Here is an 18,104-nt window from a genome sequence, read left to right as displayed (position 1 = left end):
GGCTTCAGCGCTTCACGGCGAGGGCGCGCGCGCGTCCGGCGGCTGCACGGCGACCGCGCGCAGGCGTGAGCCGCTCGCGATGCCCTGCGCCTTCGCCGACAGCACCAGGTCGCCAGGGCTCAGCCCGTCGAGCACCTCGGCGAAGCCGCCGCCACGAAGCCCCAGCCGCACCGGCTGGCGCCGAGCATGGCGGCCATCGACCTTCAGCACCCACGCCGAGGCGAGGTCCGCGTCGCGCAGCGCATCGGACGGAACCAGCACCGCCTGCTGCCGCTGCGCGACCTGGATGTCGACCGACACGGTCATGTCCTGGCGCAGGTAGGCCGGCGGCTGCGGGACGTCGAGCTTCACCTCGACCGAGCCGCGCTGCACGTCCACGCCTGGATTGATGTAGACCAGTTCGGCGAGCATTCGCTGGCCCGGGTAGGCGTCGGCCGAGGCAATGGCCTTCTGGCCCGGCGCGAGCATCTGGAGGTTCTTCTCGTCGATCTGCACCACCAGCTGCGTCTTGCCGGCCGGCGACAGCACCATCAGCGCCTTGCCCGGCTGCACCACGTCGCCGGGTTCCACCGCGCGGTCGATCAGCGTTCCCTCCACCGGTGCGGCGACCGTGGCGTAGACCAGGCGGGAGCGGGCCACGGCCGCGCCCGCCACCGCCTGCGCCAGCGCGGTCTCGGCCATCGCGTGGTCGCTGCCGCCCTCGCGCGCGCTTTGGAGCTGGCTGCGGCTCGCACGCAGCTGCGATTCGGCGAGATCCGCCGCCTTGCGCAGCTCGTCCAGCGCGGCCTGTCCCACGAAGCCCTGGCGGAACAGGTCCGTGTTGCGGCGCAGCTGAGCGCGCGCGTTTTCCAGGTTGACCTCGGCCTGCCGCACGGTCTGCGCCGCCACAGGCGCCTGCACCTCGCGCAACTGCCGCAGCCGCGCCCTCGCCTGGGACACGGCTGCCTCGGCCTGCGCGAGCGCGGCCGACCACTCCACGCTGTCGAGCTCGATCAGCACCTGCCCCGCGCGCACATGCTGGCCCTCCGCCACAGGCACAGCCCTCACGACACCCGTGACCTGGACGCCGATGTTCACGCGATGCGGCGCCTCCACATGCCCGCTCGCGACCACCGACTGCACGAAGTCTCGCCGCACCACCAACGTCGCCTCCACGCGCGGCCCGAGCAGGAACCGAGGCGCCAGCCACGCAACGGCCGCGATCGCGCCCAGCGCGACGAGGGCGATCGCGATGCGGGGCCTGACGGCCGTCCACAGCCGAGCAGTCCATGCGCGGCGTGGCGATTCAGGCGACGGCTGCGGCATCGTCTTGCGCCGGCACGCTGCCGGACTCCTTCATCGGCCGTGCCGCATGCACCACGAGCCGCACCGGGATCGTCGTGGCGGCCCGCACGGCGTTTCCGAGGCCACGGCGCCGCCCGTTCGTGCCGATCACGATGATTCCCGCCTTCCAGGCCCCGGCCTGCTCGACGACGAGGTCCGCGATACGGTCCGCCCCCGCCGTGAAGAGCAGGGTCTGCGCGGCGATACCGGCGGCCTCGGCACGTGCGCGGCCCAGTTGCAGAACCTGCATGCCGGCCTGCTCCATCCACGGGATCAGGTCTGCGCCCGCGGGCTTGCGGCGGCCGACGCATCTCGCGGTGTCCACGACGTGCACGAGCCGCAGTGCGCAGCCATCGCGCACCGCGAGACGGATGGCTTCGTCCAGTCCGCGCAGCGAAGCGGTGCTGCTGTCCAGCGGGACGAGGATACGGGCGGGCATGGCGGCTTCCGGTCGTGCGGCGGTGTGGCTCGGGTGGGGTCGGCTCGGCTGCAGTCTCCGTGCGCCGACGCCGGGCGGCTTGACGCACATCAAGCCGCCGGCAGCGCCATGGCGATGTTGATGTGGCGCAAGCCCGGGCCCGGCGCGCGACGGAAGAATCTGGCTGCCCGTCGCGCCGGGGCCGGCGGCAGGTGCCTGTTGCAGGCGGCCCCGAGGACCCGAGGAGAAACCCATGTCCGTCTACAAGCACGTGCTGGTTCCGGTGGATGGCAGCCCCACGGCCGACTGCGGCCTGCAGGAAGCCATCCGCCTGGCAGCCGAACTCGGGAGCAGGCTGCGCCTGCTCCACGTGATCGACGACTTTCCCATGCTGATCGAGATGTCGAGCGTCTCCAGTTTCGAGGCGGGCCTGCAGAAGGCGCGCGAATACGGCGAATCCGTCCTCGGGCGTGCCCAGGCCAGGGCGACCGCTGCCGGCGTGGAGGCCGAGACCGTGCTGCGCGAGATCACGCAGGGCCGCATCGCCGAGGTCGTGACCGAAGAGGCCGCCAAGGCGGCCTGCGACCTGATCGTCATGGGAACCCACGGCCGCCGCGGCTTCAGCCGGCTGGCACTCGGCAGCGACGCCGACCGCGTGGCGCGAAGCAGCCCGGTGCCGGTGCTGCTGGTGCGCGCCGCGGCGACGCCGAGCTGAATGCACAGGCCGCCCCACACCACCCTTGAACCAACGGAAGACGCATGAACTCCCACACACTTCGCAACCTGATGGCGTGCGCGACCCTCGCCGCCGGCGCCTGCGCATTCGCTGCCGACTACGCCGCACCCGGCCAGCTCAGCCCGCCCGAGAGCGCAACGCAACGAGCGGCGCAAGAGGCGGGCAAGGCGACGCGCGCAGCGGCCAGCCGGGCCGCACGCGATGCGGAAAAGGCGGCCCGCAAGGCAGCGGATGCCGCCAAGGCCGCCGCCGACATGGGCAAGGCCACCACCGGCAAGGTGTCGAGGGCTTTGGCCGAGGGCATCCGCCAGGCTGCACGCAAGGCGGCCCAGGCAGCGACACGCCTGGAGGAAAAGACCGCCCTGTCGGCCGCCAAGGCCATCGACGAAGGCAGGGACGCCGCGCAGGCCGCGCAGGAAGAAAGCCGGAAGGCAGCGCTGGCGTCGAAGGAGGCCCTTGCCCGGGCGGAGGAATCGGTGAGCCGGTCCGCGCAGGCCGGCAAGGAAGAGGCCGAGAAGGCGGCGCAAGCCACACGCGAAGCGCTCGAGAAGGCGGAGGAAGCGATGCGCTCGGCCGCCAGGGCCGCCGCCGACGCCTCTGCGCGCACCGTCGAGGCCCTGAAGCGCAAGCCCCCTGCCGCGGGCACCGAAGGAAAGTGACGCCGGCGCCCGTCGCCACAGAGGAAGACCCATGAATCCCGACATCCAACTCAGGCACGACGTCTTCGCCCAGCTCAACTGGGATCCGGCCGTCAACGGCTGCGACGTCGACGTGTGCGTCAAGGACGGCGTCGTGACCCTTCGCGGCCAGGTGGCCGACGAGGCGCACCGCGCCGCCGTCGAGCGGGCGGCACGCCGCACCGAGGGACTGACGACGCTGCTGAACAGGCTCGTCGTGCTGCCGCCGCGGTAGGCAGCGCAACCCTCCGGCTGTGAGCGCGAGCCCGCCCGACCGCGACGCGGCAGCGGCGCGCGCCCTGGTTAGGTTTTCAATGCGCCATCAGCAGGGGGATGCCGGTTCGCGTCAGCACGTCGCGCGTCACGCCGCCCAGCCACTGCTCCTGCATGCGGGCGTGGCCATAGCCTCCCATCACGAGCAGGTCGGTGCCGAGCACCTCGGCGCGGTCCAGAAGTGCGTCGCCGATGCGCAGCGGTGTCGCGAGGCGTTCGACGCTGGCCTGCACACCGTGGCGCAGCAGCCAGCCGCTCAGTGCCGCCGGGTGCGGCGCATCCGGCGCATGCGCCGGGGCCTCGGCCGAGTCCCCGCGTCGCAGGGTCAGCACCGTGACGTGCGCGGCGCGGCGCAGCAGCGGCATGGCCCCGCGCATCGCCATCGATGCCTCGCGGCCTCCGTCCCAGGCCACCAGGATCCTGTCGAAACCCGAAGAACGGCGGCACCCTGCGCACGGAACGATGAGCACGGGCCGCCCTGCATCCAGCATGACCTGCTCGGGCAGTCGGCGCGCGGCGTCGCTCACCGCCGCTGACACGTCGGCCTGGCCGACGACGATCAGGTCGCTGGCCCGTCCATGGTGGACCACGGCGCTCACCGGATCGCCGTCCACCAGCCTTGCGTCGCAGGAGAACGTCGCCGGCCTCGTCCGGCTGCGGAACACATGGGCGACGGTTTCGGCACGCCGGCGCAAGTACAGGGAGGCCTCGACGATCGCTTCGTCCAGCCGCCCTCCGCCACGGACGGCCGTGCCGGCGGCGGCTGTTGTCCATGTGGGCACGATGCCCATGAGATGGCTCCCGTGCAGCCTCGCAAGCTGAACCGCCAGGCGCGTGCGTGCCTCGCAGCACTCGGTGTGGTCCAGGTGCACGGAGATGGTCGACAGCGTCATGCGTGCCGCCTTGCCGCAGGTGCGCTGCGGCCTGCCGCGGCGCGGCGCGCGGCAGGCGCCGTGGCCAGAGCGTCGTGCAGGGTGTGCAGCGCCTGGTTCACCACGGCCTTTCGCGAGGGCGGTGCCTGTACCGGCGCGGGTTCGGCGGGCCGCGGCACGTGCGCGGCTTCGCCCGATTCCGAATGGCCGAATACCTGCATCGGCGCCATGGCCAGCGCGTACCAGTCCTCGGCGCGGATGACCGCATCGGTCTCGGCGCGGGTCAGCGCGATGCAGTCCTGCAGCAGCCGCGAGCCGATCGTCTCGAACATCGATACCGCGTGCAGACAGATGCCGTACTGGGCCTTGCACAGCGCCAGCGGGAAGGTGAAGTCGGTGCTCATCGCGTGTCCTCCAGCCCGAAGGGCTTCGCCCGGATGCTGACGCGGCGACGCCCTGCCCGGTTTGCGCGGGATCAAGACAACACAAATCCGCGGCTGCTGTATCGGTTGTTACCGGTTTGACGGACATCAACCCGATGCGCACCCATGTGCCCATACTGGAGCGTCGATCCATTCCGCAGGAAATCGACATGCCTTCTCCCCGCGAAACGGCGGTCCCGGACGACTTCACGCTGCTCGACGCCTGGTGGCGCGCCGCCAACTACCTGTCGGTGGGCCAGATCTACCTGATGGACAACCCGCTGCTGCGCGAGCCGCTCGCGCTGCGCCACATCAAGCCGCGCCTGCTGGGCCATTGGGGCACGACGCCGGGCCTCAACTTCGTCTATGCCCACATGAACCGCGCCATCAACGCCCGGGACCTCGACGCGATCTTCATCGCGGGCCCCGGCCACGGCGGCCCGGGCGTGGTCGCCAACACATGGCTCGAAGGCACCTACAGCGAGGTCTATCCGGAGGTCGGACGGGACGCTGCAGGCCTGCAGCGGCTGTTCACGCAGTTCTCGTTTCCCGGCGGCATTCCGAGCCACGCGGCGCCCGAGACGCCGGGCTCCATCCACGAGGGCGGCGAGCTTGGCTATTCGCTGCTGCACGCGTACGGCGCCGTGTTCGACAACCCGTCTCTGCTCGCCTGCTGCGTGGTGGGCGACGGCGAAGCCGAGACCGGCGCGCTGGCGGCGAGCTGGCACTCCAACAAGTTCCTGAACCCCGAGCGCGACGGTGCGGTGCTGCCGGTGCTGCACCTCAACGGCTACAAGATCGCCGGCCCGACCGTGCTGGCGCGCATCGGCGAGGAGGAGCTCACGCAGCTGCTGCGCGGCTACGGCCACGAACCGTACTTCGTGGTGGGCGACGAGCCCGCCGACATGCACAGGCAGATGGCGGCGGCGCTGGACACTGCGCTGGACGGCATCCGCGCCATCCAGGCCAATGCCCGCACGAACGGCTTCCACGTGCGCCCACGGTGGCCGATGATCGTGCTGCGCTCCCCCAAGGGCTGGACCGGCCCGCGCCACGTCGACGGCGTGCAGATCGAGGGCACGTTCCGTGCGCACCAGGTTCCGCTCGCCGACTTCTCGGCCAAGCCGCAGCACATCGAACTGCTGGAGCGGTGGCTGCTGAGCTATCGCCCGCAGGAGCTGTTCGACGCCGACGGCGCCCTGCGCCCCGAGATCGCCTCGATCGCACCCCGGGGCGATCGCCGCATGAGTGCCAATCCGCACGCCAATGGCGGGCTGCTGCTGAAGGACCTGGCGCTGCCGCCCTTTCGCGCGCACGCGGTTCCCGTGGCGGCGCCGGGAGGCTGCGACGCCGAAGCCACGCGCGTCGCGGGCACCTTCCTGCGCGAGGTCATGCGCGCCAACGAGCAGGCGTGCAACTTCCGCGTGATGGGACCGGACGAGACCGCCTCGAACCGGCTCTCGGCCCTGTTCGAGGTGACCGGGCGGACCACGACCGCGCAGGTGTGGCCGGGCGACGAGAACCTCTCGCCCGACGGCCGCGTGATGGAGGTACTGAGCGAACACCTTTGCCAGGGCTGGCTGGAGGGCTACCTGCTGACCGGGCGGCACGGCTTCTTTTCGTGCTACGAGGCCTTCATCCACATCGTCGACTCGATGTTCAACCAGCACGCCAAGTGGCTCAAGGTGACGCGCGGCATCGGCTGGCGCCGGCCGATCGCCTCGCTGAACTACCTGCTCACGAGCCACGTCTGGCGCCAGGACCACAACGGCTTCAGCCACCAGGACCCGGGCTTCCTCGACCATGTCGCAAGCAAGAAGGCGGAAGTCGTGCGCGTGTACCTGCCGCCCGACGCCAACACGCTGCTGTCGGTGGTCGACCATTGCCTGCGCAGCCGCGACTACGTCAACGTCATCGTGGCCGGCAAGCAGCCCGCGCCCCAGTGGCTGGACATCGAGTCGGCGGCCCGCCACTGCGCCGCGGGCCTGGGCATCTGGGAATGGGCGAGCAACGACGAAGGCGGCGCGCCCGACGTGGTGATGGCCTGCGCCGGCGACGTGCCCACGCTGGAGACGCTCGCGGCCGTCGACCTGCTGCGCGGGAAGCTGCCGTCGCTGAAGGTGCGCGTGGTCAACGTGGTCGACCTGATGGCGCTGCAGTCGCCGGACGCGCACCCGCACGGGCTGCCCGATGCGGATTTCGATGCGATCTTCACCACCGGCCGGCCGGTGATCTTCGCGTTCCACGGGTACCCGGCGCTGATCCACCGGCTGATCTACAAGCGGCGCAACCATCCCGGCTTCCACGTGCACGGCTACTGCGAGGAAGGCACCACCACCACGCCCTTCGACATGACGGTGCTCAACCGGCTGGACCGCTTCCATCTCGCCGCCGACGCGATCGCCCGCGTACCGGGCCTGTGCGACAGCGCCGGCCACGTGCAGCAGCACCTGCGCGACCGGCTGCTGGCGCACAGGGCCTACATCACACGCCACGGCAAGGACATGCCGGAGGTCGAGGACTGGCGCTGGCGCGGCCAGCCCCCGCGCGGCGAGGGTTGACGGCGCTGGCGGCGCGGCACCGGGCTACCGCGGGGGGTACCCTGGTGCAGGTGCTTTGGCGCTGCCTGCGTGCTACGCTCAGCGCAGGCCGGACCACCCATGCAGTCCGCGCCCCATCTTGTTGCCAGCGCATGAAAACCACGCCCCACATCGTTGTTCTGGACGACGAAATCGACATCACGCAGTTGCTGGCCAACTATCTCCAGGGCCACGGCTTCCGCGTCACCCAGGTGCATGAGGGCCGCGCCCTCATGGCGCTGATGGAGTCCGACCCCGCAGATCTCGTGCTGCTCGACCTGGGCCTGCCCGGCGAGGACGGCTTCTCCATCGCGCGGCGCATGCGCGAGAGCTGGCATTGCGGCCTCGTGATCGTGACGGGCCGTGGCGATGCGGTGGACAAGGTCGTGGGCCTCGAGGTGGGCGCGGACGACTACGTGACCAAGCCCTTCGACCTGCGCGAGCTGGCGGCCCGCGTGAAGGCGGTGCTGCGGCGGCTCGCGCCGGCCATGCCCGCTGCACCGGCTGCAGCGTCCGCCTCCCCCGACAAACTGTGCTTCGCCGGCTGGCAGCTCGACACCGCCGCGCGCAGCCTGATGAATCCGCGCGGCGAGCCGGTGACCTTGACCGGCGGCGAGTTCGACCTGCTGCAGGCCTTTGCGCGCCATCCGGGCCGCGTGCTGTCGCGCGACTTCCTGCTCGAACAGACGCGCGGGCGCGAGGCCGCGCCCTTCGACCGCACGATCGACGTGCAGGTGGGCCGGCTGCGCAAGAAGATCGAGGCCGACGCCGAGGATCCGCAGCTCATCAAGTCGGTGCGGGGGGCGGGCTACATCCTCGTCCCGCCGGTCTCCCATGGCTGACACGGCCGGCGAGGCGCGCCAACCCTCCGCCGGCAGCGGCCAGATCCTGCCGTCCGGCATCGACGAAGGCAGCGTCTTCCGCTCGCTCTTCTCCGCCTATCCCGACTCGCTGCTCGTGGTGGACCAGTCCGGCGGCATCGTGCTCGCCAACCCCTCGGCGGCCGCGCTGCTGGGCTATGTACCGGACGAGCTCCTCGGCCTCAACGTCGACGCGCTGGTGCCCGACAGCATCCGCCCGCGCCACGCCTCCTACCGCGAGGCCTACGGCCGGGCCCCGCGCCCGCGTCCCATGGGCACGCACATGGAGCTCGTGGCCAAGCGCAAGGACGGCAGCGAGGTGATGGTGGAGATCGCGCTGAGCCCGCTGCAGAACCATGGCCTGCCATTCGTCGTCGCGGCCATCCGCGACATCGGCGCCTACCCGCGCGTGAAGCAGGCGCTGCAACGCGCGCGCTACAGCGAGCACCTGGCCCAGCTGGGCCGCCTCGCTGTCGACACGCGCGACCTGCAGGCGGTGCTCGAGCACGTACCGGAGATCATCGCCAAGGCCCTGGAGGTGGAGGTCGCGATGGTGTGGCTGCTCGACGCGGGCCGCTCCGAGTTCCGCGTGGCCAGCGGGGTCGGGCTGGTCGCCGGCGAGGAGATCGGCGCGCGCCTGGCGAACCGTCCGGACACGCCGCCGGGCTTCGTTCTCTCGCAGAACCGGCCGGTGGTGGTGCAGGACTACCGCAAGGAGACGCGGTTCCGCGTGCCGGGGGCCTACCTCGATGCCGGGCTGGTGAGCGCACTTGCGGTGCCGCTGTCCGACCGGGGCCGCGTCACCGGGATGCTCTCGGTGCGCTCCAGGGAGTCCAAGCGCTTCGGCGACGAGGAGGTGCGCTTCCTTGAATCGCTGTCGAGCCTGCTCGCGACCAGCCTGCAGCGCATGCAGACGGAGGAGGCGCTCAACCATGCCCAGCGGCTGGAGAGCGTCGGCCAGCTCACCGGCGGCATCGCGCACGACTTCAACAACCTGCTCACCGTGATCCAGGGCAACCTCCAGGTCCTCGAGGAGCTGCCCGCCCTCGCGCACGACGGCTACGCCCAGCAACTGCTGGGCGCCGCCACCCGCGCTTCGCGGCGCGGTGCGGAGCTCACGGGCAAGCTGCTGGCGTTCTCGCGCCGGCAGGTGCTGCAGCCGGTGGCGGTGGACACGCACGCGCTGCTGCATTCGCTGGCCGACATGCTGCGCCGTACGCTGGACCAGCGCATCCGCATCGAGATCGCCACGGCGCCCGGCCGACCGCTGGTAGTGGCCGACCCGGGCCAGCTGGAATCCGCACTGCTCAACATCGCGATCAATGCGCGCGACGCCATGCCCGAGGGCGGCACGCTCCATTTCCGCACTGCCATCTGCGGCGCGCTGCCGACGGTCCTTCGCAACGAGCGCAACGAACCGCAGGCGGGCACCGCCGCGCACTTCGTCGCGATCTCCATCGCGGACAGCGGCAGCGGCATGTCCGACGAAGTCAAGGAACGGGCCTTCGAGCCATTCTTCACCACCAAGGAGGCGGGTCGCGGCACGGGGCTGGGGCTGAGCACGGTGTACGGCTTCGTCAACCAGTCGCGCGGCGCCGTCGCGATCGACAGCGAGATCGGTCGGGGCACCACGGTGACGCTCTACCTCCCGCAGCAGCAGGAGGCCTGCGCGCCCGCCGCGATGGAAGAGCATGGTGGCGACGCGCTCGCGCCCGGCCTGCGGGTGATGCTGATCGAGGACGACGCGGAAGTCCGCAAGGTGGTGGAGAACTTCCTGCACACGCTGGGCTGCGAGATCGTCATTGCGGCCCCCACCGCCGAACAGGCGCTGGCTGCACTGGATGCGGGCGCCGGCGACTTCGACCTGCTGCTCAGCGACATCGCGCTGGGCGCCGGCATGCGCGGCACGCGGCTGGCCGCCGAGGTGCAGCAGCGCCTCCCGGGGGTCGCGGTGCTGCTGATGTCGGGTTTCTCGTCGGAACTGCTCGATGCCGACCGCGAGGTGCCGCAGAGCTGGGAACTGCTTCGCAAGCCCTACACGCGATCGGAACTGGCGCAGGCCATGGCGAGGGTCCTGGCCGGCCGGGACTGAGCGCCGCCGCAGCCTACGCTACGGCGGCTACTGCAGCATCGCGGGCGCAGGCGCCAGGCAGCGCTGCACGAATGCGGAGAGGGCGCCCACATCGGGAATCTGTACATCGCGGCGCCCCTTGGTCGCGAACCCGATGACGTTGTCGCGCGCCAGGCGCGACAGCGCGCGGCTCACGCTCTCGAGGGTCATGCCCAGGTAGTTGCCGATCTCGGCGCGCGTCATGCGCAGCGTGATCTCGTCGGCGCGCATGCCGCGCTCCGCGAGCGACTCGGCCCAGTAGCGCAGGAAATCGGCGACCCGGGCATCGGCCGGAAGGGTGCACACGGACATCAGCGAATCCCGGTCGTGCGAGATTTCTCGGCTCATCGCGGCGTGCAGCACCTGCAGCAGCTCGGGACGGGTGATGCAGGCTGCCAGCAGCGCCTCGTACGAAACCACCCAGACCTCTCCGGTATCCATGGACACCGCGTCGCACGAATAGCGCCCGCCGGCGATGCCGTCGAAGCCGAGCCAGTCGCCGCGGAACTTCAGGCCCACCACCTGCTCGCGCCCGTCGGCCGACAGGTTCACGATCTTGAAGAAGCCCGAGTTCAGGATGTAGAGATTGCCGAAGCGCTCGCCGGCCTGGTAGATCGTGTCGCCCATGTGGACCACGCGGCGCTGCGGCCTGAGCTGCTCGCCGAGCAGCCGGAGCGTCTCGGCGGTGCTGCGGTTCCCGCAATCGCGGCCGGCGGCAGCGGGCATCCCCGGACATGGGGAAGAAGGAGCAATCTTCGAGGCGGCGGCGGTGTCGAGCATCTTCGTTCCTTGGTGGTTCTTGCGTGTCGATGGAGGAATGCTAGGAAGCCCTCGGCAATGCAATGACAACGGTCGGAATCGCTGCGTAACGCTCGGTGAACGCAATGTGTCCGGCGTGTATCAAGGGCCCGCGGCGTGCTGCAGTTCACACGCTGGCGTGCCATGGCTTGCGCTGCATCAAACAGGGGACCACCCGCCCCCCTACCCTCGGCAGGTCGCACATTGACACGCCCTATGCCGCCTACCCATACCGTCCGCAGTCCCGAGGCCGACCTCAAGCTCTCCCCGCTCAACGCGGCGAGCCTGCTGGCCCGCGCGCGCATCCTTCAGCAGGCCTGCGTCGACGGCACCACGCGCCCGCTGCTGCGCGGCAAGAACCTGGGGCTGGTCTACGAGGCGCAGCCCGCCGAATCGCTGGCCTTCTTCCGCCGCGCCGCCGAGGAGCTCGGCGCCCACGTGGCGGTGATGCGCTCGAGCCTGTCGGCGGCGAGCACGCCGCAGGAGGTGCAGCACACGGCCCGCATGCTCGGGCGCCTCTACGACGCCGTCGAATGCCAGGGGCTCGACCTCGCGCTCGTGCGGTGCATCGGGCAGCACGCCGGCATTCCGGTCTTCGAGGGTGCCGCGATGAAGACCCACCCGGCCAGCCAGCTCGCGGAACTGCTCTCGGACGCGACCCTGCCGGCCGACAACCGCCGCTTCATCCTCCAGGCGATGCTGCTCGAAGCGATCGGATGAGGTGCAAGGCCGGGTGCGCCCGCGCTTGATCCAGCGCAAGACGCCTTTCCCGCGCCCTTCCTACAGTGGATTCCACGGCCGCCAGGGCTGCGCCAGGACGACCGGCTCCATCCATCCAACGCAAGGAATCCCACCATGAAGACCGATACCCAATTGCGCAACGACATCCAGGCCGAGCTGAACTGGGCTCCCGAGGTCAAATCCTCCGACATCGGCGTGATCGTCAAGGACGGCGTGGTCACGCTCACCGGCCATCTCTCCAGCTATGCCGAGAAATACGCGGTCGAGCGCGCCGTGCAGCGCGTCTACGGCGTGAAGGCGCTGGCGGTCGAACTGACGGTGAAGCTGCCCTTCGACAACCAGCGCACGGACGCGGACATCGCGCTGGCGGCCGAACGCGCGCTCGAATGGAACGCGCTCGTGCCCGACGGAAAGATCCACCCGATGGTCGAGAAGGGCTGGCTCAGCCTGACCGGCGAGGTCGAGTGGGACTACCAGCGCAGCGCCGCCGAAGTGGCCGTGCGCGACCTGATGGGCGTGACCGGCGTGTCGAACCTCGTGAAGGTCAAGCCCAGGGTGAGCCCCGCCGACGTCGAGAAGAAGATCCACGACGCGCTCTCGCGCCAGGCCGACCGCGAGGCCCGCAAGCTTTCCATTGCGGTGGACGGCTCCCACGTCACGCTGCGCGGCACCGTCCATTCGTGGTCGGAACGCGACGCCGTGCAAGGCGCTGCCTGGTCCACGCCGGGCGTCACGGTCGTGGTGAACGACCTGCTCGTGGACGCCTGAGATGCGCGTCGCGCTCGTCACCGGCGGGACCTCGGGCATCGGGGCGGCCACGGCCGAGGCCCTGCAGGCGGCGGGCTATCGCGTGGCGGTGAACTTCGCCAACCGCACGCAGGCCGCGCAGGCCTTCGCCGCGCGCACCGGCATCCCGGCCTTCGCATGGAACGTGGCGGACCATGCGGCCTGCCAGGCCGGCGTCGCGCGCGTCGAGGCCGAGCTCGGTCCCATCGACGTGCTGGTCAACAACGCCGGCATCACGCGCGACACGATGCTGCACAGGATGAACCTCGAGCAGTGGCGCGAGGTGCTGGAGGTCAATCTCGGCGGTTGCTTCAACATGTGCCACGCCGTCATCGGCGGCATGCGCGAACGCCGCTTCGGCCGGATCGTGAACATGGGCTCGGTCAACGGACTGTCCGGGCAGGCGGGCCAGGTGAACTACGCGGCCACGAAGGCCGGGCTCGTCGGCCTCACCAAGTCGCTCGCGCTGGAAGGCGCCTCGCGCAACATCACCGCGAACGTGGTCGCGCCGGGCTACACCGACACCCCCATGGTGGGGGCGGTCGCACCCGAGGTGATGGCGAGGATCCTGTCGGACATTCCGGCCGGCCGCCTCGCCACGCCCGCCGAGATCGCGCGCGGCGTCGTGTTTCTCGTCGCCGACGAGTCCGCGTTCATCAACGGCATCACCCTGTCGATCAACGGCGGCAAGTACATGGCCTAGGCGGCGGCCCGGAACTTCGCCCATCACGAGCGCGAGCCCTCCATGCGCAACACCTCCGAGACGCGCGACATCGAGCCGGCCTGTGCAGTCGCGCCGACCATGCGGGCCATGGTGCTGAACGCGGCGCTGCTGCCGCTGCAGCTCGAGCGGCGCAACATCCCGCAGCCCGGCCCGGGCGAGCTGCGCCTGCGCGTGCTGGCATGCGCAGTCTGCCGCACCGACCTGCACGTGGTCGATGGCGAGCTGCCGCTGCCGGTGCTGCCCATCGTGCCGGGGCACGAGATCGTCGGCATCGTGGAGGCCATGGGTGCGGGCGTGCAGGGCCATCGCATCGGCGACCGCGTGGGCGTGCCATGGCTGGGCCACAGCTGCGGCTGCTGCGCCTTCTGCGCGGACGGCCGCGAGAACCTTTGCGACACGCCGCGCTTCACGGGCTATCACCGCGACGGCGGCTTCGCGAGCCATGTGATCGCCGAGGCGGCGTTCTGCCTGCCGCTTGCCATGCCCGAAACCGACGCCGCGCGCATCGCCCCGCTGCTGTGCGCGGGCCTGATCGGCTGGCGCAGCCTCAAGGCCGCGGGCGACGGCGCACACCGGCTGGGCATCTTCGGATTCGGCGCCGCAGCGCACCTGGTGACGCAGGCGGCGGTTGCGCAGGGGCGCGAGGTCTGCGCGTTCACCCGAGCCGGGGACACGGCGACACAGGCCTTCGCGCGCAGCCTGGGGGCCGCCTGGGCCGGCGGCTCGAACGAGCGCCCGCCCGAGCTCCTGGATGCCGCCATCATCTTCGCGCCCGCCGGCGAGCTGGTGCCCGCGGCGCTGCGCGTCGTGCACAAGGGTGGCCGGGTGGTGTGCGGGGGCATCCACATGAGCGACATTCCCGCCTTCCCGTACCGACTGCTGTGGGAGGAACGCAGCGTGGTCTCGGTGGCCAACCTCACGCGCGCGGATGCGCGGGAATTCCTCGACTTCGCGCAGACGCATCCACTGCAGGTCCACGTCAGAACCTATCCGCTCGCGCAGGCCAACGAAGCGCTGGCCGATCTGCGCGCCGGCCGCATCGAGGGCGCCGCGGTGCTGGTGCCCTGATGCACCGCCGCCGTGATCCTCGGCTCAGAGTTCCAGCGATTCGCGGTATTCGGGCACGGTGCACGGCCAGCCGTGGCGCTCCTCGATGGCCAGCCGCAACGCGTCCGCGGCCACCGGTTCTCCATGGGTGACGAACACGCGCCGCGGCGCCTGCTGGGCGTCGAGCCACGCGAGCAGCTCCTCCCGGTCGGCGTGGGCCGACAGCGTCTCCAGGTTCGCGACCTCCGCGCGCACCGGCACGTAGGCGCCATGGATCTTGACGGCCTCGGCACCGGCCACCATGGCGGCGCCGCGCGTGCCGGCCGCCTGGAAGCCCGCGAACAGGATCGTGTTGCGGGCATCGGGCGCGTAGGCCTTCAGGTGGTGGAGCACCCGCCCGCCGGTGGCCATGCCGCTGGCGGAGACGATGATCGACGGAAAGGCCAGGGTGTTCAGCCGTATCGATTCCTCGACCGTGTTGACGACGATGGTCTTCCCCAGCATCGTCGCGCACTGTTGCGCGCTCAGCCGATGCTCGTCGCAGTGCTTCCTGTAGATGCGCGTGGCGTCGGTCGCCATCGGGCTGTTCAGGTACACCGGCATGTCCGGGATGCGGTGCGCGTCCTTGAGCAGGTGGATGCAGTGCAGCAGCGTCTGTGCCCGTCCGACGGCGAAGGCCGGGATCAGCACGATGCCGCCGCGCGCGGCGGTGCGGTTGATCACGCCTGCGAGCTCGGTGAGCGTGTCGGCCACAGGATGCCTGCGGTCGCCGTAGGTGGATTCCACCACCACGTACTCCGCGGGGCGGGCTACTTCGGGCGGGCGCATCAGCAGGTCCTGGCTGCGCCCCAGATCGCCTGAGAAGAGGATGCTCGCGCCGCCCCAGCCGACGCGCAGGCTGCCCGCGCCGAGGATGTGGCCGCCCCTGGCCAGCTGCCAGGACCAGCCGGGCCACGGGGAACACTCCTGGCCGAAGTCCACGGCCTCGAAGCGCCCGAGCGCCGCGCGCGCCTCCTGCTCGGTGTACAGCGGCAGCGCGGGCTTGTGCTTCGAATGGCCGTGCCGGTTGGCATAGTCGGCATCCTCCTCCTGCAGGCGGCCCGAATCAGGCAGCAGCAGTTCGCACAGTTCCAGTGTGGCCTTCGTGCAGTACACGGTCCCCTTGAAGCCGAGCCGGACCAGCCGCGGCACGAAGCCGCTGTGGTCGATGTGGGCGTGCGTGAGCAGTACGGCATCGATGCTCGCGGGATCGACCGGCAGCACGTCCCAGTTGCGCAGGCGCAGTTGCTTGAGCCCCTGGAAGAGCCCGCAATCGACCAGCAGCCGCCGGCCGCCATGGCTCAGCAGGTACTTCGAGCCGGTGACGGTGCCCGTGCCACCGAGGAAGTCGATGCGCATGAAAGCCTCAATGGGACATCAGCACCGGCAGCGTCATCCACTGCAGCATGGACAGCGTGGCACCGCCCAGCACCCACTCGCGCGCCCTGCTGTGGCCATAGCAGCCCATCACCAGCAGGTCGGCGCTCAGGTCGGCAGCCAGCGAGAGCAGCCGGTTGCCGACGTCATCCTCCTTGTCGCCACCGGGATGCAGGCGGACCTCGCCCACGCCCTGCATCCGAAGGTAGGTCCGCAGGCTCTGCAGCGATTCGTTCGCGCCCTCGCCGTAGGCCACGGCATCCACCCGGCCCGCCTTGCGCAGCCATGGCAGTGCGGCGCTCACGGCGCGCGCGGCCTCGCGCGTCTCCTTCCAGGCCACCAGCACCTTGCTGCCGATCGGGCCGACCGGCCCCGCGTAGGGCAGCACCAGCGCCGGCCGGCCGCTTTGCACCAGCAGGCTGGGCAGGAAGTCGCCGGGGAGCTCGCCGTCCATCGGGTCGTTGCGGTCGCGCTGCCCCAGGACCAGCAGGTCGGCATACAGGGCGCGCCGGGCGAAGCCCCACGGACCGTCGCTCTCGGGCTCGGTCCAGTGCAGGCGCGGCGAGCCCGCGCCGTGCTGCATGAAGGTGGCGTGCATCTTGTCGCGCGCGTCCTTGTCGATCTCCTGCATGATCGCGACCGCCTCGGCGGCCGCTTCGATGGCGTACGGATAGCGCATGAGCGCGGACAGGGTGCACGGCTGCGCCGTGACCTCGGCCTCGAAGGTCTCGGCGAGCTCACGGGCCAGCTTGATGCGCTCCACCGTGCGGGCCGAGCCGTCGAGATGGAGCAGGATGGATTTGGGGGTCTGCATGGAGGCTCTCCTGGACAGGCGGTTTGCGATGGAAGCGACCTTAGGCCTGCGGGCCGCGCACGGGCTTGCGCTGCGTCAATCGGCCGCAGGACCGCAGCAGCCCGCACCGCGGCTTGATCCACCTCAACCCCCGCCACGGTCGCTGCGCGCAAGATTTGCTCCCATCGTGCAAAGGAGATGTCGCATGCCTTTCCTGACGAAGAATGTCGGAGTCCTCGACCGCGCGCTGCGCATTGGCGCAGGCCTTCTGATGATCGCCCTGGCGGTGCGGGGAACCATCGGGTTCTGGGGCTACATCGGCGTGGTGCCGCTGCTGACGGGCGTGGTGGGCAACTGCCCTGCCTACACGCTGTTCGGCGTCAGCACCTGCCCGCGCGACGGCCGCTGAGACTGGCGGATGCGAATCCGTCGAACGACGCAGGGCCGCATGTCCGTCCATCTGCTGCTGCTCATCGTGCTGTGTGCCGCGCTGGGTGGCGCAGTGCTGTGGTTCGCGTTCCAGCTCCTCATCAAGTGGCTCACGCTGGACTGAGCTTCGTACGGAGGCTGCGATGTGCATGAACCTGCTGCGCAGGCTGGCCGCCTCGCAACTACCTTGCAGCGAAGCGGATCCCGCGATGATCGACAGGCTGCGCGTGCTCCAGGCCGCCGGCCAGGTCGAGGCCCGCATTCCTCCCGCCGTCTCGCAGCCGGGCCATGGCACGGGCGGCTGTACGCACCAGGATGCGGCCACGGTGACCCGCATCACCCCTCGCGGGTGGGAGACCCTCGCCGCCGATGCGCCACCGGGCGAGGCCACGCGTTTCATCGGCACCAGGCATCGATCTGGCGGATGAGGTCCGAGCCCACGGCGTGCGCGGCGGCGCCGGCCAGCAGCACGCCCGCCAGCCGTGCGCCCCAGGCCTGGCGCGCCGCACCGCCGGCCAGGCGCAGGCGCTGCCACAGCCACGGACCTACCGCGAGCGAAAGCCCGCTTCCCACCGCGAACAACGCCATCAGCATGGCGCCTTCCCACGGCCCGCTGCCCAGGCCCGCCAGCATCAGCGCCGAATAGAGCAGCCCGCAGGGCAGCGCCACCCACAGCAGCCCGGCCGCGAACACGCCCATCCCCGTGCCTGCGGCATGCGGACGAAGACGCGCTTCGAGCGAGCGGCCGATGCGCCGTGCCCACAGCGGCTGCCGCCCCGTGACGGCCAGCATCGCGCCCCAGGCGAACACGAAGACATGCAGCAGCACCCACAGCGGCCGCAATGCGGCGACCTGGGCGCCGGCCAGCGCGAGGCCGTCGACGCTGGCGGCCGCGATGGCGCCCGCCGCCGCGTAGCTTGCGACGCGGCCCAGATGAAAGGCACCGGGCACGGCGAGTGACGGCACCGCGTCCCGACCCGTGGAGGCGAGCGGCACGATCCTTATCACCGCCGACGAGGCGGCACCGCACATCGCCACGCAGTGCGGCCCGCCGGCAAGGCCCATGAGCAGCGCGGCACCGGCGAGTGCGGCCTGCATGC

General features: G+C 70.8%; 20 protein-coding genes. 12 read left to right on the top strand and 8 right to left on the bottom strand.

Annotation, left to right across the window (positions count from 1 at the left end; translation table 11 throughout):
* Nucleotides 1–12 precede the first annotated feature (12 nt).
* Nucleotides 13–1,305, bottom strand: a complete 1,293-nt coding sequence (locus FHY06_RS24690) for an efflux RND transporter periplasmic adaptor subunit (protein ID WP_184606612.1) — start codon at nucleotides 1,303–1,305, stop codon at nucleotides 13–15.
* Nucleotides 1,286–1,762, bottom strand: a complete 477-nt coding sequence (locus FHY06_RS24685; protein ID WP_019657368.1) for a universal stress protein — start codon at nucleotides 1,760–1,762, stop codon at nucleotides 1,286–1,288. Before FHY06_RS24685 ends, FHY06_RS24690 begins: the two co-directional genes overlap by 20 nt.
* Before the next feature lie 232 nt (nucleotides 1,763–1,994).
* Between FHY06_RS24685 and FHY06_RS24680 the strand changes: the two genes are divergently transcribed.
* The 3 genes from FHY06_RS24680 to FHY06_RS24670 are packed head-to-tail and all read left to right on the top strand — an operon-like array spanning nucleotide 1,995 to nucleotide 3,389.
* Complete coding sequence (locus tag FHY06_RS24680; RefSeq protein WP_132752792.1) at nucleotides 1,995–2,456, top strand: universal stress protein; 462 nt, start codon at nucleotides 1,995–1,997, stop codon at nucleotides 2,454–2,456.
* 44 nt (nucleotides 2,457–2,500) lie between these two features.
* Nucleotides 2,501–3,136: a hypothetical protein gene (locus tag FHY06_RS24675; RefSeq protein ID WP_184606611.1), complete on the top strand. Its 636-nt coding sequence runs from the start codon at nucleotides 2,501–2,503 to the stop codon at nucleotides 3,134–3,136.
* A 31-nt stretch (nucleotides 3,137–3,167) separates the two neighbouring features.
* A complete protein-coding gene (locus FHY06_RS24670; protein WP_132752794.1) occupies nucleotides 3,168–3,389 on the top strand; it encodes a BON domain-containing protein in 222 nt (73 codons plus the stop codon).
* A 76-nt stretch (nucleotides 3,390–3,465) separates the two neighbouring features.
* On the opposite strand, the gene FHY06_RS24665 is transcribed toward FHY06_RS24670, so the two are convergent.
* Entirely contained in the window at nucleotides 3,466–4,320 is an 855-nt protein-coding gene (locus tag FHY06_RS24665; protein ID WP_184606610.1) for a universal stress protein, read from the bottom strand.
* Nucleotides 4,317–4,703, bottom strand: a complete 387-nt coding sequence (locus FHY06_RS24660) for a hypothetical protein (protein ID WP_132752796.1) — start codon at nucleotides 4,701–4,703, stop codon at nucleotides 4,317–4,319. Before FHY06_RS24660 ends, FHY06_RS24665 begins: the two co-directional genes overlap by 4 nt.
* Before the next feature lie 188 nt (nucleotides 4,704–4,891).
* On the opposite strand from FHY06_RS24660, the gene FHY06_RS24655 reads away from it, so the two are divergent.
* The 3 genes from FHY06_RS24655 to FHY06_RS24645 all read left to right on the top strand — a co-directional run bounded on the left by FHY06_RS24655 (nucleotide 4,892) and on the right by FHY06_RS24645 (nucleotide 10,252).
* On the top strand, nucleotides 4,892–7,282 hold the full coding sequence (locus tag FHY06_RS24655; protein ID WP_184606609.1) for a phosphoketolase family protein: 2,391 nt from the start codon (nucleotides 4,892–4,894) through the stop codon (nucleotides 7,280–7,282).
* A 131-nt stretch (nucleotides 7,283–7,413) separates the two neighbouring features.
* Nucleotides 7,414–8,142, top strand: a complete 729-nt coding sequence (locus FHY06_RS24650; RefSeq protein WP_145759980.1) for a winged helix-turn-helix domain-containing protein — start codon at nucleotides 7,414–7,416, stop codon at nucleotides 8,140–8,142.
* Complete coding sequence (locus tag FHY06_RS24645; RefSeq protein ID WP_184606608.1) at nucleotides 8,135–10,252, top strand: PAS domain S-box protein; 2,118 nt, start codon at nucleotides 8,135–8,137, stop codon at nucleotides 10,250–10,252. The genes FHY06_RS24650 and FHY06_RS24645 overlap by 8 nt, the downstream gene beginning before the upstream one ends.
* A 27-nt stretch (nucleotides 10,253–10,279) precedes the next feature.
* On the opposite strand, the gene FHY06_RS24640 is transcribed toward FHY06_RS24645, so the two are convergent.
* Nucleotides 10,280–11,050, bottom strand: coding sequence for a Crp/Fnr family transcriptional regulator (locus tag FHY06_RS24640; RefSeq protein WP_260310641.1), 771 nt, complete (start codon nucleotides 11,048–11,050; stop codon nucleotides 10,280–10,282).
* 234 nt (nucleotides 11,051–11,284) lie between these two features.
* Between FHY06_RS24640 and FHY06_RS24635 the strand changes: the two genes are divergently transcribed.
* From FHY06_RS24635 to FHY06_RS24620, 4 genes are all read left to right on the top strand, one after another.
* A complete protein-coding gene (locus FHY06_RS24635) occupies nucleotides 11,285–11,788 on the top strand; it encodes a Rossmann-fold NAD(P)-binding domain-containing protein (RefSeq protein WP_184606607.1) in 504 nt (167 codons plus the stop codon).
* Nucleotides 11,789–11,923: 135 nt separating this feature from the next.
* A complete protein-coding gene (locus FHY06_RS24630; RefSeq protein WP_019657379.1) occupies nucleotides 11,924–12,577 on the top strand; it encodes a BON domain-containing protein in 654 nt (217 codons plus the stop codon).
* 1 nt (nucleotide 12,578) lies between these two features.
* Complete coding sequence (gene phbB / locus FHY06_RS24625; protein WP_132752798.1) at nucleotides 12,579–13,298, top strand: acetoacetyl-CoA reductase; 720 nt, start codon at nucleotides 12,579–12,581, stop codon at nucleotides 13,296–13,298.
* Nucleotides 13,299–13,397: 99 nt separating this feature from the next.
* Nucleotides 13,398–14,387 (top strand): zinc-dependent alcohol dehydrogenase family protein, encoded by a 990-nt coding sequence (locus FHY06_RS24620; protein ID WP_184606714.1) that lies wholly within the window; start codon nucleotides 13,398–13,400, stop codon nucleotides 14,385–14,387.
* Nucleotides 14,388–14,411: 24 nt separating this feature from the next.
* Here the strand turns inward: FHY06_RS24620 and FHY06_RS24615 are convergent, their stop codons facing one another.
* Both FHY06_RS24615 and FHY06_RS24610 read right to left on the bottom strand, forming a co-directional pair.
* A complete protein-coding gene (locus tag FHY06_RS24615) occupies nucleotides 14,412–15,764 on the bottom strand; it encodes an MBL fold metallo-hydrolase RNA specificity domain-containing protein (protein WP_184606606.1) in 1,353 nt (450 codons plus the stop codon).
* A 7-nt stretch (nucleotides 15,765–15,771) separates the two neighbouring features.
* Complete coding sequence (locus FHY06_RS24610) at nucleotides 15,772–16,596, bottom strand: universal stress protein (RefSeq protein WP_184606605.1); 825 nt, start codon at nucleotides 16,594–16,596, stop codon at nucleotides 15,772–15,774.
* A gap of 184 nt (nucleotides 16,597–16,780) precedes the next feature.
* Here FHY06_RS24610 and FHY06_RS24605 point away from each other — a divergent pair, with 184 nt between their 5' ends.
* Together FHY06_RS24605 and FHY06_RS24600 are read left to right on the top strand one after the other, a co-directional pair.
* A complete protein-coding gene (locus FHY06_RS24605; protein ID WP_019657384.1) occupies nucleotides 16,781–16,984 on the top strand; it encodes a YgaP family membrane protein in 204 nt (67 codons plus the stop codon).
* Between the two features lie 169 nt (nucleotides 16,985–17,153).
* Complete coding sequence (locus FHY06_RS24600; protein ID WP_221404375.1) at nucleotides 17,154–17,432, top strand: hypothetical protein; 279 nt, start codon at nucleotides 17,154–17,156, stop codon at nucleotides 17,430–17,432.
* On the opposite strand, the gene FHY06_RS24595 is transcribed toward FHY06_RS24600, so the two are convergent.
* Complete coding sequence (locus FHY06_RS24595) at nucleotides 17,401–18,102, bottom strand: sulfite exporter TauE/SafE family protein (protein ID WP_184606603.1); 702 nt, start codon at nucleotides 18,100–18,102, stop codon at nucleotides 17,401–17,403. The genes FHY06_RS24600 and FHY06_RS24595 overlap by 32 nt on opposite strands.
* Between the last annotated feature and the right edge of the window lie 2 nt (nucleotides 18,103–18,104).

This window comes from Variovorax atrisoli (assembly GCF_014195185.1).
In the GTDB taxonomy this organism is placed as follows: domain Bacteria; phylum Pseudomonadota; class Gammaproteobacteria; order Burkholderiales; family Burkholderiaceae_C; genus Variovorax; species Variovorax atrisoli.
Note: the sequence above shows the minus strand (reverse complement) of the source record. Positions and strands in the feature narration are given on the sequence as shown.

Coding starts and splice junctions, on each gene's coding strand:
- FHY06_RS24615 (WP_184606606.1), bottom strand. CDS start 15,764: ATGCGCATCGACTTCCTCGGTGGCACGGGCACCGTCACCGGCTCGAAG.
- FHY06_RS24620 (WP_184606714.1), top strand. CDS start 13,398: ATGCGGGCCATGGTGCTGAACGCGGCGCTGCTGCCGCTGCAGCTCGAG.
- FHY06_RS24690 (WP_184606612.1), bottom strand. CDS start 1,305: ATGCCGCAGCCGTCGCCTGAATCGCCACGCCGCGCATGGACTGCTCGG.
- FHY06_RS24680 (WP_132752792.1), top strand. CDS start 1,995: ATGTCCGTCTACAAGCACGTGCTGGTTCCGGTGGATGGCAGCCCCACG.
- FHY06_RS24655 (WP_184606609.1), top strand. CDS start 4,892: ATGCCTTCTCCCCGCGAAACGGCGGTCCCGGACGACTTCACGCTGCTC.
- FHY06_RS24605 (WP_019657384.1), top strand. CDS start 16,781: ATGCCTTTCCTGACGAAGAATGTCGGAGTCCTCGACCGCGCGCTGCGC.
- FHY06_RS24635 (WP_184606607.1), top strand. CDS start 11,285: ATGCCGCCTACCCATACCGTCCGCAGTCCCGAGGCCGACCTCAAGCTC.
- FHY06_RS24640 (WP_260310641.1), bottom strand. CDS start 11,050: ATGCTCGACACCGCCGCCGCCTCGAAGATTGCTCCTTCTTCCCCATGT.
- phbB (WP_132752798.1), top strand. CDS start 12,579: ATGCGCGTCGCGCTCGTCACCGGCGGGACCTCGGGCATCGGGGCGGCC.
- FHY06_RS24685 (WP_019657368.1), bottom strand. CDS start 1,762: ATGCCCGCCCGTATCCTCGTCCCGCTGGACAGCAGCACCGCTTCGCTG.
- FHY06_RS24630 (WP_019657379.1), top strand. CDS start 11,924: ATGAAGACCGATACCCAATTGCGCAACGACATCCAGGCCGAGCTGAAC.
- FHY06_RS24675 (WP_184606611.1), top strand. CDS start 2,501: ATGAACTCCCACACACTTCGCAACCTGATGGCGTGCGCGACCCTCGCC.
- FHY06_RS24600 (WP_221404375.1), top strand. CDS start 17,154: ATGAACCTGCTGCGCAGGCTGGCCGCCTCGCAACTACCTTGCAGCGAA.
- FHY06_RS24670 (WP_132752794.1), top strand. CDS start 3,168: ATGAATCCCGACATCCAACTCAGGCACGACGTCTTCGCCCAGCTCAAC.
- FHY06_RS24610 (WP_184606605.1), bottom strand. CDS start 16,596: ATGCAGACCCCCAAATCCATCCTGCTCCATCTCGACGGCTCGGCCCGC.
- FHY06_RS24595 (WP_184606603.1), bottom strand. CDS start 18,102: ATGCAGGCCGCACTCGCCGGTGCCGCGCTGCTCATGGGCCTTGCCGGC.
- FHY06_RS24645 (WP_184606608.1), top strand. CDS start 8,135: ATGGCTGACACGGCCGGCGAGGCGCGCCAACCCTCCGCCGGCAGCGGC.
- FHY06_RS24665 (WP_184606610.1), bottom strand. CDS start 4,320: ATGACGCTGTCGACCATCTCCGTGCACCTGGACCACACCGAGTGCTGC.
- FHY06_RS24660 (WP_132752796.1), bottom strand. CDS start 4,703: ATGAGCACCGACTTCACCTTCCCGCTGGCGCTGTGCAAGGCCCAGTAC.
- FHY06_RS24650 (WP_145759980.1), top strand. CDS start 7,414: ATGAAAACCACGCCCCACATCGTTGTTCTGGACGACGAAATCGACATC.